This is a genomic window from Dokdonella sp., from assembly GCF_049593775.1.
Classification (GTDB): Bacteria; Pseudomonadota; Gammaproteobacteria; order Xanthomonadales; family Rhodanobacteraceae; genus Dokdonella.
This window is the reverse complement of sequence record NZ_JBAWHJ010000386.1, coordinates 1-11,832: the sequence shown is the minus strand read 5'-3', so window position 1 is coordinate 11,832 and position 11,832 is coordinate 1. Positions and strand designations below refer to the sequence as shown.

Sequence of the window (11,832 nt, the reverse complement as noted above, 5' to 3'; positions counted from 1 at the left end):
AGAACATTGCGCGCGAAGTTCTCCGGGTCATCCGGATCATCGTAGTAGGTGTAATCCCCAATGATGATGTTCGGGTTGTTGACGGAATTCTTGATGTAGCAAACCTGCCGGAAGCCGTCCATCGGATGCTTGTTCTTTGGGTCTGGGCCGTGCATTTGGTGTTCTCCATTTTTTGCCGGGCTACTTGGTGAGTTGTATCGAACTTCTTTACGAGAAATTCTTGAGCGGGTCTCCCGGTTGGGCGGTCTGGGGCAAGGCCCGCGTCATTTTCGTGGAGGCGAGAGGTGCAATTCAACCGCTCAACGACTGATCAACCACCGGTTGTGTAATTTCTCTTCATTGTCAGAGCCGCGGGATACCAGGATGATCCGGCGACGCTGTCACCCATTCGGTCGTGAAAGGCAACGCTGGCTGAACGCACGATGGCTCCCCCCACCAATGGCAGGGGGGCGCGACCGCGCAGAATTTTATTCTGCCCGTCCCACACCTTGCGGATTGCGTTTCATGTCCATGCCGCTAATGCCGTTACTTCCTGCGATCGGTTCTGCCGTCGTTGCCCTTGCCGGTTGCTCCATGGCGGAGGTGCGTCTCTCCGACGGATTCTCCAGCCGCAGCATCTCCTACGAGGTCTCGGGCTACTCACCGCGGAGATTCAATCAGCCGTTGCGCTTCGGACCGTACAGCGCACTTGAGATGCGTGATGGCGGAATTTTCAGCACCTCGATTCCATTGCGGTCAGTTGAACTTCAAGGCAGTTGGAGGCCGTTTGCATTTACGCAAACAACGACGGGCCAACCGCCGGTTGAAGTGCGCTGTCAATCGACTGCACTGAGTGCCGAAACCGGCAGGGATTCGCGGCGACTGTCCATCGACCTCAACGCGTTGGCCGGACCATTCATGGACTGCGGACTTCGCCCCGGCAACAATTCTGCTGGTTCATTCGAGTTGTCCCGAAACGGTGTGCGCATCCAGGGCATGCTCGAATCGGAAAGCGGGCCCTACGCGGTACGCAGCATTCATCTGATGGCCGGTACAAGCCTGCCAACCTCGGAACCTGCGGGCGTCGAGTTTCAGCGGGACGGCAAAGTGTTGGCGCTAGTCGACCTGCTCAATTCGGGTCGCGTACACATGGATCGCAGTCTTGACGAGCATGAGCGAATCTATCTGGCGGCGGCGGCATCATCCGTGCTCATGCTTGATCTGTCGTTTGATGGTTGATGACCGGCGCCAGGCCCACCGTCAGTCACGCAAACCCGGAATTGGAATCAACCTCGTCATCGGCATGGAATCCACGCACAACCAGATGCGACTCATGCCCATGTTCCGCGCAGCTCGCGGACACGCTGCTCCAGCACTTCGGCACTGGCTTCGTCCGGCGCGACAGGCGCGCCAACGGACAGCACGATGCGTGACCAGAATCGGCGGGGCAGGCGCATGCGTCCCGGTGCGCTGTCACGACGACTGAATATGCTGCCCCAGAGGCCGCGGATGGCCAACGGCACGACCGGTACGGCACGCTTGGCGAGGATGCGCTCGACGCCGGGCCGGAATCGTGCGATCTCGCCGTCACTGGTCAGGCCGCCTTCCGGAAAGATGCACACGATCTCGCCTTCTGACAGGGCGCGGTCGATTTCCTCGAAGGCTTTTTCGAGCAGGGCCGGATTCTCCCTGGTCGAAGCGATAGGGATCGCCTTCGCGGTGCGGAAGATGAAGCTCATCACTGGAATGTTGAAGATCTTGTAGTACATGACGAAACGAGCGGGGCGGCGCACGCTGCCAGCCACGATGAGCGCATCCATGTAGCTGACGTGATTGCATACGAGCAAGGCCGGACCATGTTCGGGAACCTGGTCGAGTCCTTCCGTGCGGATGCGGTACAGCGTGTTGATCAGGATCCATGAGAGGAACCGCATCAGGAACTCGGGTACAAGCGTGTAGATATAGATGGCAACCGCAGCGTTGAGCACGGCAACGCACAGGAAGATTTGCGGGATGGTGAGCCCGACGGCGGTCAGGCCAAGTCCGAGGCCGGCGGAGATGACCATGAACAGCGCATTGAGGATGTTGTTGCCTGCAATCACGCGTGACAGTTCGCTGCGATCCGTGCGGTTTTGCACGAGGGCAAACAGCGGCACGATGAAGAGGCCGGCGAACAGGCCAATCAGGATCAAGTCGAAAACAATGCGCATGCTGCCGTCGGCGCTGAGGAATTGCATCGCGCCAAGTCCGGATACCGTAGAGGCGAGCGGCCTCGCAAAGTAGAGATCAATCGCAAAAACGGTCATGCCGATGGAGCCGAACGGTACCAGGCCAATCTCGACCTTGTGCCCGGACAGGCGTTCGCAAAGCAGCGAGCCTATGCCCACGCCGACCGAGAACAAGGCCAGGGTCAGGTTGAGTACGCCCTCGCTGCCACCAAGGTAGGTCTGCGTGTATGCGGGCAACTGTGCGGTGAAAACAGTGCCGAAGAACCAGAACCAGGAGATGCCAAGAATCGAGTTGAATATGGTCCGATCCTTGGTGACGTAGCGCATCACGCGAATGGTTTCGGTAACCGGGTTCCAGTTGAATTTCAGATCCGGCGCGGTAGCCGGGGCTGGCGGAATGGCTCGGCTGACCAGATAGCCGACAACGGCCACGCCAACAACGAGGATCGATGCGGCAGTGGCGCCAAATTCACCCATGGCCATCAAGGTACCGCCGGCCATCATGCCGATCAGAACCGCCATCGAGGTGCCCATCTCGACCAGTCCGTTGCCTCCAACCAGCTCCTTGACCTGGAGCGCTTGCGGCAGGATGGCGTACTTGATCGGGCCAAAGACAGTCGACTGCAGGCCCATCAGGAACAGCACGACAAACAACAACCAGACTTGTGCTGCGTGGAAGGCGTAGACCGCGACCAGCATGGCCACAATCTCGAACAGTTTCACGTAACGGATCAGGCGCGTCTTTTCGAACTTCTCTGCAATCTGGCCAGCCGTGGCCGAGAACAGGAAGAACGGCAGGATGAAGACGGCAGGCGCGACCATTGCATAGAAGCTGACCGCTTCGATGGCGAGCCCCAGGTGAAATCCGATCAATACGATCATGCCCTGGCGAAAGGCATTGTCGTTGAACGCCCCCAGTGCCTGTGCGAGGAAGAATGGCCCGAAGCGACGCTTGCCTAGTAGACGGAATTGGCTTTGATCGGACATGGGCTGGCCTGGATCCAATGAAATGACCCCGGCAATCTAGCAGAGCCAAACGGAGGTGTGACATCAAACCGGCACGTTCGGGGTCGGATTCAACGATCCGGCAACCACGATGTTGCCCGGTCGGCAATGGCAGCCGTCACCCGAAGTTTGCCTCGATGGCGGGCTTCGTCCACGATGTGCGAAGGGGAGGGTGAATGATGATGCAGCGGGTCACGCGGCAATCCCGTCTATCGACTGCCACAACGCGCTGGCGCTATCGTGTTGCGCGTGAGCGGGCGGCAATAGGAAAGTTTGCCGACGCGCTGGAGACTGACCTTGTTGCCGTCGGGGTTTCCGACTCGGTGCGCCAATCGCTGGCCACGGTGCTGGACGAACTGTTGGCCAATGTCGTCATGCATGCTCAGTCCGCCCGCGGGCCGGTGCATGTGCATGTGCGTCGTCGCAAGGATGAGCTGGTGGTGCGCCTGCGCTACAACGCCTCTGACTTTGACCCTACCGGCATTGCTGAAGCACGGGCGCCGGAAAGTATTGCGGAAGCCACGCCGGGCGGTGTCGGCATTGCCATGGTCCGGGCGATGACGCGCGAATTCGTCTACAGCTATCGACGTGGTGAGAACCACCTGCGCGTGAGGGTTGCACTGGCGAGTTGACAGCCGCCCCGGGCCTGCATTGCAAAGCTACCGCTTGAGCGCGCGGTGACCGATATCGCGGCGATGGAACTCGCCCGCGAAACTCAGTGTTCCAAGCGCTGCATAAGCCGTTTCGCGTGCGGCTGAAAAATCGACACCGAGTGCACAGACCGTCAGGACGCGGCCGCCAGCAGTCACGACTTTGCCGTCAATCAGGCGAGTGCCGGCGTGGAATACCTTGGTGTCCTTGCCGAGGGCGACGTCAAGCCCGCTGACCGGATCGCCAGAGCGTACCTTGCCCGGATAGCCATGGGCGGCCATGACGACACCAATGGAAGGGCGCGGATCCCAGGCTACGTTCACGTCCTTGAGGCGGCCAGCCAACGCCGCTTCGATCAACTCGACCAGATCCGATTGCAGCCGCAGCATGATGGGCTGGGTTTCCGGGTCGCCGAAACGAACGTTGAATTCTATGACCTTGGGCGCGCCGGACTTGTCGATCATCAGGCCCGCGTAGAGAAAGCCGATGAACGGCGCTCCCTCGGCAGCCATCCCGGCCAGGGTCGGGCGGATCACTTCATCCATGATGCGCTGGTCGACTTCGGGGGTGACGACCGGGGCCGGTGAATAGGCACCCATGCCGCCGGTGTTGGGGCCGGTATCCGCCTCGCCAACGCGCTTGTGGTCCTGGCTGGTCGCCATCGGCAGCGCGTGGGTACCATCCGAAATCACGATGTAGCTTGCTTCCTCACCTTCGAGGAATTCCTCGATGACGACGCTGGCCGATGCATCACCCAGAGAATGCGCGCCGAGCATGTCGTGGAGCGCCTGCTCCGCATCGCCAAGGGTCAGTGCAACCACCACACCCTTGCCAGCAGCAAGGCCATCGGCCTTGATCACGATCGGTGCGCCGTGTTTGCGCACATAGGCCAGCGCTGCATTCAGATCATCAAATACGGCATGGCGCGCGGTAGGGATATTGTGGCGAACCAGGAACTCCTTGGCGTAAGTCTTCGAGCCTTCCAGCTGGGCTGCGACCCTGCGCGGGCCGAAACAGGCAAGGCCCGCCGCACGGAAGCGATCAACCACGCCAAGCACGAGCGGAATTTCAGGACCGACCACGGTCAGGTCGATGCCTTCGTCTCGCGCAAGCTCGAGCAAGCCGTCGATGTCGTTCGCTGCAATTTCGATGTTGCGCATGCGCGGCTCGCGCGCCGTGCCGGCATTGCCCGGCGCAACGATGACTTCGCTCACCCGCTTCGATTGCGCGAGTTTCCAGGCCAATGCATGTTCGCGACCGCCGCCGCCGATTACCAGGATTTTCATGGGCTAAGAACTTGGGATTCGATATTCGGGATTCGGGATTCGATTGGCGAACCAAGTGTTGAGGCGCAATCGTGGCAAATTCGCGGTCGCGAGTTCTCAGTAGGGAATCGATATTGGCTCATGGCTACGCAGAGTTCCACGCCCTTGCGAATCCCGAATCACGAATCTCGAATCCCGGCATTGAGCGTACAACGATCAATGCCTGAAATGCCTTACGCCGGTAAACACCATCGTCATGTCGTGTTCGTCGGCGGCGATGATGACTTCCTTGTCGCGCATCGAGCCTCCTGGCTGAATCACGGCGCGAATGCCGGCTGCGGCAGCTGTATCGATACCGTCACGGAAGGGGAAAAATGCATCGGAGGCCATGACGCTGCCGGGGACGCTCAGGCCTGCTTCCTCGGCCTTCATTGCGGCGATACGGGCACTGATCACGCGGCTCATCTGGCCTGCGCCAATGCCGATGGTTCTACTGTCGCGGGCGTACACGATGGCGTTGGACTTCACGTACATGGCGACATGGCAGGCAAACAGAAGGTCGCGCAGTTCCTCTGCATCAGGAACGCGCTTCGACACGACCTTCAGGTCCGACAGCATCAGGGTGTCACGATCCGCATCCTGGGCAAGCATGCCGCCGGCGATGCGCTTGTAGTCAGTCGACTGGCCGGCCTGCTCGGGCCACTCGCCGGTTGCAAGTACGCGAACATTCGGCTTCTTGGAGAACACCGCAAGCGCATCTTCGTCGACTTCCGGTGCAATCACGACTTCGACGAACTGACGTTCCAGGATGAGCCTTGCCGTTTCGACATCAAGACGATGGTTGAAAGCGATGATGCCGCCGAAAGCGGACACTGGGTCACAGGCATAGGCGTGCTCATAGGCTTCGCGAACACTGCTGGCAAGAGCGACGCCGCACGGATTTGCATGCTTGACGATGACGCAGGCCGGCGCACGCTGGAATGCCTTCACGCACTCGAGTGCCGCATCCGCATCGGCCAGGTTGTTATAGGAGAGCTCCTTGCCGGCAAGCACCTGGGCGGTGGCAATGGTGCCCGGCGCCGCGTTCTTTTCCACGTAGAGCGCAGCGGCCTGATGCGGGTTTTCCCCGTACCGCAATACCTGCTTGCGTTCGTAGGCCAGGTGCAGGCTCGGCGCGAACGGTTCGCTGGATTCGCCCTGCGAACGCGCACCAAGCCAGGCTGCCACGCGACCGTCATAGGTTGCGGTGTGCGCATAAGCCTTGGCAGCGAGCCTGCGGCGCATCTCGAGCGTGGTGCCGCCCTGGGCGAGTGCTTCGAGGACTTCGGCATAATCGGCCGGGTCACAGACGACGATGACGCTTTCATGGTTCTTTGCGGCAGCGCGCAGCATGGCCGGGCCACCGATATCGATATTCTCGATACCTTCGGCCAGCAGGCAATCGGCACGAGCCGTCACCGATTCGAATGGATACAGATTGACTACGAGCAGGTCGATGGCGCTGATGCCATGTTCTTCCATGACCGTATCGTCGATGCCGCGCCGGCCGAGCAGGCCGCCGTGGACCAGCGGATGCAGGGTCTTGACGCGACCACCCATGATTTCGGGAAAACCGGTGACCGCACTGACCTCGGTTACCGGCAAGTGCGCATCACGCAAGGCGTGGGCGGTGCCGCCGGTGGAGACCAGGTCGATTTCCAGGGCATCAAGCCCCCTGGCAAAGTCGGATAGGCCGGACTTGTCAGACACGCTCAGCAGCGCACGGCGAACGGGAGCGGGAGGGATCTCGAACATCAGGTCAGCCGGCTGTGGATTGGCGGGCCCGCATTATAGCCGCTCAACTGAGGCCGTACTGGTGCAGTTTCTTGCGCAGGGTTGCCCGGTTGATGCCGAGGGCCGCCGCCGCCCGACTCTGGTTGCCGCTGTACCAGGACATTACTTCACGCAGCAAGGGCAATTCGACCTCGGCGACAACCAGTGCATGCAGGCCCTCGGAGGGCTCGGAATCCACGTCGCTAAGGTAGCGCCGCACCGCTCGCGCAACGCATTCGCGCAGGGCAGGTTGCAAGGCAGGATCGTGCGCGGCTTCAACGCGCAACGGGGTGGCGGCATTCACTGCGATCATTCCCTCGAGGCTTTGTTCTAGTTCTGGTTTTCCACCCGGGCAGCCTTCCCAAGGTTGCGGCGGGTCGGTGATGATACAGCCGACGGACACGATTGATAAGTGCCAAGCGTCAATTCGCTTGCAAGTTCTTCGTGCTGGGAAGGACGCGGGACTGCGTGGTCAGCGAAAACTGAACTCGAAAGCCACGGCGTTCTTGCCCGGATCCGCTACTTCGAAAACGAGAGCGGCCTTCGCCGCAGGGGCGAGTCCGTTGGCAATCGTGCGTGCATCGCTGACGTACTCGGCAGGCCTGAACCGTCGCATCGCGATGCGTTGCTCATCGAGATCCGACAATGTGATTTCTACGGTCGGAAATGGTTGGGCGAAATCCGCGGAATTCTGCAAGGTCGCCGAAATGATCAGGGCGCCGGGTACCGAAGGGTGCGGGCGAATATCCCGCGAGGCCAGTTGCAGGAGTTCTTCATCGCTGCGCAAGGGTACTTCGCAACCGACCACGGCACAGACGCTCGTGATGCCCGGGCGCAAGCGGGAATCGTTGATCCAGTACTGACGTTCAGCCCAGGCGATCTGGCCTGCCAGCAAAACCAGCAGGACCAGGCTGCCGAATAGCCAGGGACCATTGCTGCGTGTCGGTGCCCGACCTCTCCTGCGTGTGAATTGCGGCGGACCCGAGGCGCGTTCGTGGGCCCGTGGACGTTCATTCGGGTCCATGAAAAGCGCGCCTTGTTCCCCGCGATGTGGCCTGAACACGGGCAATCCGAGTTGTGGGGGGCTCGGCAGTTCAGGATGTCGACTCATCTTGCCGATCGGTTCTGAAGGCAATTGCTCACTCAAGGTGGGCAGCGCATCGAACATTGCATTGCAATGCGAGCAGCGCACGTTGCCATGCGCACCGGCAAGCTCGGCGCTACCAAGCTTGAATACGGTCAGGCATTCGGGACATTGGGTGTACATGCCGGCATTCTAACCGCGGTTGCCCTGGTGGCAGGAGTTTGCCTGCTCTGCTCCCGCGATTGATTGATGTCCATCGTGGATTGGCATGGGAACTGGCCAGCGGCAATCAGAGCCGTTGGCAGCCAGGGGAAATCACGAGCCGCGAGTCGAAGCAAATTCTGCCACGGCGGAGCCGGGCCAGTGCCGAGCTAGTCGAAGGGCGGGAATGACGTGGTTCAAATACAAGCCGGAAGCTGCAACAGGCTTGGCCCTGGAATCAGCGGTTCCGGATTCATTGCCGCTCAGGATCCCGAGTTGCGTCGGCGCGGCGCTTGCCGTCGATACGCACCCAGTCCTCGCGCCGGCTGACTGCCAGTTCCTCGAACCATTCAGAATAGCGCTCGAGCAATTCGGCTTCCTGTCCATTGAGGATGCCGGACAGAGCCAGCAAGCCGCCAGGGCGAACATGTGCAGCAAACAGCGGTGCGAGCTCGTGCAGAGGGCCGGCCAGGATGTTGGCGACGAGAACATCGGCCGGCGTGCGCTCCTCGGTGTCAGGAAGTCTCAGCTCGATATTTTCGGCCACGCCGTTGCGTGCGGCATTGTCGCGGCTCGCCTCGATGGCCTGCGGATCATTGTCGATGCCAATTACCCTGGCGGCGCCCAGCAGTGCGGCTGCAATCGCCAGCACACCGGACCCGCAGCCATAGTCGATCAGTGTCTTGCCGCCGAGGTCGGTACGATCCAGCCATTCCAGGCACAAGGCCGTGGTCGGATGGGTGCCGGTGCCGAAGGCCAGGCCCGGGTCGAGGCGCACGACGACGCGCAGGGATGCGCTAGTGCCGCGGTCGCAGGATGCGCTGGAGCGGTCGACGCGCAGGGATGCGCTAGTGCCGCGGTCGCAGGATGCGCTGGAGCGGCCGACCGAATCTTGCGGGTCGGCTGGCGGCTCGATATTCCACGGGTAGATCCAGAGCCGTTCGCCGAATTGCATCGGCTTGAACTGGTCCATCCACACGCGTGTCCAGTCCTGGTCGGCGACTTCGCGGAATACGATCTGACCGGGTTCCAGCTCCGGGAGGGATTCGCCGAGGACATGGATCAATCCACTGCGATCGATTTCCGCCTCGAACAAGGCAGACAGGACGATCAGTGACCATAGAGGCGTTTCGCCTACGGCCGGTTCGAGGATCGCCTGTTCGTTGCTTGTGTCGGCATCGGCATCGAGCAAGGTCACCGCGAGTGCGCCGACATCTTCAAGCGCGGCCTCGACGGCTTCCTGCTGATCAGAGCGCAGGGTCAGGGAAAGTTCAAGCCAACTCATGGCGGGAGAGCCTGTCGGTCAGATGCGTTCGGAACGCGTGGGTGTGTATACCGGCTTTCCCCGCTTTTGAATAAACACGCAGGGAGAGCCTGTCGGTCAGATGCGTTCGGAACGCGCGGGAGTGTATACCGGCCTTTCCCGCCTTTGAATGAACACGGCGGGAGTACCTATTGGTCGGATGCGTTCGGAACGCGATGGTGTGCCATTCCACGATCAACTCAGACCCAACGCCTTTTCCTTCGCTTCGGCCATGCGCCTTTCCAGATAGTGGATGTTCATGCTGCCGGCCTGAAATCCGCCATCGGCCATGATCCGCATTTGCAAGGGCAGGTTGGTCTTCACGCCTTCAATGACCACTTCTGCCAATGCATTGCGCATGCGCGCAACGGCAGTAGCGCGATCACGGCCATGCACGATCAGCTTGCCGATCATCGAATCGTAGTTGGGTGGAATGCGATAGCCGTCATAGATGTGGGTGTCGGTACGCACGCCCGGTCCGCCAGCGGCAAGGAAGCGCTTGACGGTACCGGGACTCGGCATGAACGTGTCCGGATCCTCGGCATTGATGCGGCATTCGATCGCATGGCCGGTAATGCGCACGTCTTCCTGCCGGATCGACAGTTTTTCGCCTGAGGCGATCAGCAACTGTTCGCGAACCAGATCGACGCCGGTGATCATTTCGGTAACCGGATGCTCGACCTGGATGCGCGTGTTCATTTCGATGAAATAGAAGCGCCCGTCTTCGTAGAGGAATTCGAAGGTTCCCGCGCCGCGATAGTTGATGCGCAGGCAGGCCTCGACGCAGACCTTGCCGATCGCTTCGCGCTGTTCGTCGCTGATACCTGGAGCGGGTGCCTCCTCGACGACTTTCTGGTGGCGGCGCTGCATCGAGCAATCGCGTTCGCCGAGATGGATGGCGCTGCCCTGGCCATCGGCGAGCACCTGAATCTCGATATGACGCGGATTCTCGAGGAACTTCTCCATGTACACCTCGCCGTTGCCGAACGCGGCCTTGGCTTCGGTCTTGGTCATGGAGATGGCGTTGCCAAGATGCGCCTCGGTGTGAACGACGCGCATGCCGCGGCCGCCACCACCGCCGGCGGCCTTGATGATTACCGGGTAGCCGATGTCGCGCGCAATGCGCACGTTTTCCGTGATGTCGTCGCCAAGAGGACCACCCGAACCCGGCACGCAGGGCACGCCGGCTTCGTTCATCGCGCGGATGGCCTCGACCTTGTCACCCATCATGCGGATCGTTTCCGCGCGCGGGCCAATGAAGATGAAGCCCGATTGCTCGACGCGCTCGGCGAAGTCCGCATTCTCGGAAAGGAAGCCGTAGCCCGGATGGATCGCCTGAGCGTCGGTTACTTCCGCAGCGGCGATGATGGCCGGTACGTTGAGATAACTCTCGGCAGCCGGACCTGGTCCGATGCAGACAGACTCATCCGCCATGCCGACATGCTTGAGGTTTCGATCGACGGTGGAATGAACGGCCACCGTCTTGATGCCCAGTACATGGCAGGCGCGAAGAATGCGCAACGCAATTTCGCCGCGATTGGCGATGACGACTTTGTCTAACATGGGATGACCAGCCGTTCGGCTGTTGAAAACCGGGATTCGGGATTCGGGATTCGGAAAATCGTGTGCATCATGGCGTCCTGGGTTTGCTCAGCGATCGGATCAGGGCGTTCAACTTCGAGAACACGCAATCGACCAACTCATTGAGTTCCGGTGACATCTCGGCGAAACCAAGTCGCGTCGATATCTGAAGCTGTGTATCGAGCTCGGAAAGTGAGCCTCGTGCGATAGAAAGAAACCGTAAATAGTCCAGAGTCGAGCGTCGAGCAGCACCTTCTGCAATATTGGATGAAACACTAACGGCGGCCCTGCGAATCTGGAGAGTTAGGCCGAACCGCTCCGTATCAGGGAAGTCCTGCGAAAAGCGATAGGCAGCTTCGACCAGGCTCATCGCATCGCGCCAGACTTCGAGTCGCTGATGCGGCCGCTCCTTCAAATCCCGACTCCCGAATCTCGAATCCCGTCCTCTTAACCCACCACAAACAACGGCTCGTCAAACTCGACCGGATGTCCGCTTTCCACGAGTACAGCGAGCACGGTGCCCGATACTTCGGACTCGATCTGGTTGAACATCTTCATGGCTTCGATGATGCCGAGGGTGTCGCCGGCCTTGATCTTCTGCCCGACGGTCACGAAGGGCGGCGAATCCGGATTGGCTGAGGAATAGAACGTGCCGACCATCGGTGAGCGGACAGTGGTCCCCTCAGGCAAATCCTTGTTTTCTGGTGATGATGAGCCAGCCGC

General features: G+C 60.5%; 11 protein-coding genes and 1 pseudogene. 2 read left to right on the top strand and 10 right to left on the bottom strand.

Annotated elements, in window-relative coordinates; all coding sequences use genetic code 11:
• Positions 1 to 155: pseudogene (locus WBP53_RS13240) on the bottom strand (chloramphenicol acetyltransferase); the annotation flags it as partial.
• A gap of 349 nt (positions 156 to 504) precedes the next feature.
• Here WBP53_RS13240 and WBP53_RS13235 point away from each other — a divergent pair.
• Positions 505 to 1,218: a hypothetical protein gene (locus tag WBP53_RS13235; RefSeq protein WP_423929673.1), complete on the top strand. Its 714-nt coding sequence runs from the start codon at positions 505 to 507 to the stop codon at positions 1,216 to 1,218.
• 92 nt (positions 1,219 to 1,310) lie between these two features.
• On the opposite strand, the gene WBP53_RS13230 is transcribed toward WBP53_RS13235, so the two are convergent.
• The gene (locus tag WBP53_RS13230; RefSeq protein ID WP_423929671.1) at positions 1,311 to 3,194 is read right to left on the bottom strand and encodes an MFS transporter; all 1,884 of its coding nucleotides are present in this window, start codon (positions 3,192 to 3,194) and stop codon (positions 1,311 to 1,313) included.
• 194 nt (positions 3,195 to 3,388) lie between these two features.
• On the opposite strand from WBP53_RS13230, the gene WBP53_RS13225 reads away from it, so the two are divergent.
• Complete coding sequence (locus tag WBP53_RS13225) at positions 3,389 to 3,844, top strand: ATP-binding protein (protein WP_423929669.1); 456 nt, start codon at positions 3,389 to 3,391, stop codon at positions 3,842 to 3,844.
• Between the two features lie 27 nt (positions 3,845 to 3,871).
• Here the strand turns inward: WBP53_RS13225 and purD are convergent, their stop codons facing one another.
• From purD to accB, 8 genes are all read right to left on the bottom strand, one after another.
• Positions 3,872 to 5,149 (bottom strand): phosphoribosylamine--glycine ligase, encoded by a 1,278-nt coding sequence (gene purD / locus WBP53_RS13220; RefSeq protein ID WP_423929667.1) that lies wholly within the window; start codon positions 5,147 to 5,149, stop codon positions 3,872 to 3,874.
• Positions 5,150 to 5,344: 195 nt separating this feature from the next.
• A complete protein-coding gene (purH, locus tag WBP53_RS13215) occupies positions 5,345 to 6,922 on the bottom strand; it encodes a bifunctional phosphoribosylaminoimidazolecarboxamide formyltransferase/IMP cyclohydrolase (RefSeq protein ID WP_423929665.1) in 1,578 nt (525 codons plus the stop codon).
• Between the two features lie 43 nt (positions 6,923 to 6,965).
• On the bottom strand, positions 6,966 to 7,253 hold the full coding sequence (locus WBP53_RS13210) for a helix-turn-helix domain-containing protein (protein ID WP_423929663.1): 288 nt from the start codon (positions 7,251 to 7,253) through the stop codon (positions 6,966 to 6,968).
• Between the two features lie 159 nt (positions 7,254 to 7,412).
• Complete coding sequence (locus WBP53_RS13205; RefSeq protein WP_423929661.1) at positions 7,413 to 8,207, bottom strand: zinc-ribbon and DUF3426 domain-containing protein; 795 nt, start codon at positions 8,205 to 8,207, stop codon at positions 7,413 to 7,415.
• Between the two features lie 271 nt (positions 8,208 to 8,478).
• Positions 8,479 to 9,510: a 50S ribosomal protein L11 methyltransferase gene (gene prmA / locus WBP53_RS13200; RefSeq protein WP_423929659.1), complete on the bottom strand. Its 1,032-nt coding sequence runs from the start codon at positions 9,508 to 9,510 to the stop codon at positions 8,479 to 8,481.
• Positions 9,511 to 9,723: 213 nt separating this feature from the next.
• Positions 9,724 to 11,091 carry an acetyl-CoA carboxylase biotin carboxylase subunit gene (gene accC, locus WBP53_RS13195; protein ID WP_423929657.1) on the bottom strand — a complete coding sequence of 456 codons (1,368 nt, stop codon included), beginning with the start codon at positions 11,089 to 11,091 and terminating at the stop codon, positions 9,724 to 9,726.
• Between the two features lie 67 nt (positions 11,092 to 11,158).
• Positions 11,159 to 11,524, bottom strand: coding sequence for a four helix bundle protein (locus WBP53_RS13190; RefSeq protein ID WP_423929655.1), 366 nt, complete (start codon positions 11,522 to 11,524; stop codon positions 11,159 to 11,161).
• Between the two features lie 32 nt (positions 11,525 to 11,556).
• Positions 11,557 to 11,832: acetyl-CoA carboxylase biotin carboxyl carrier protein (gene accB / locus WBP53_RS13185; protein ID WP_423929653.1), on the bottom strand; the 276-nt coding region annotated here is incomplete at its 5' end.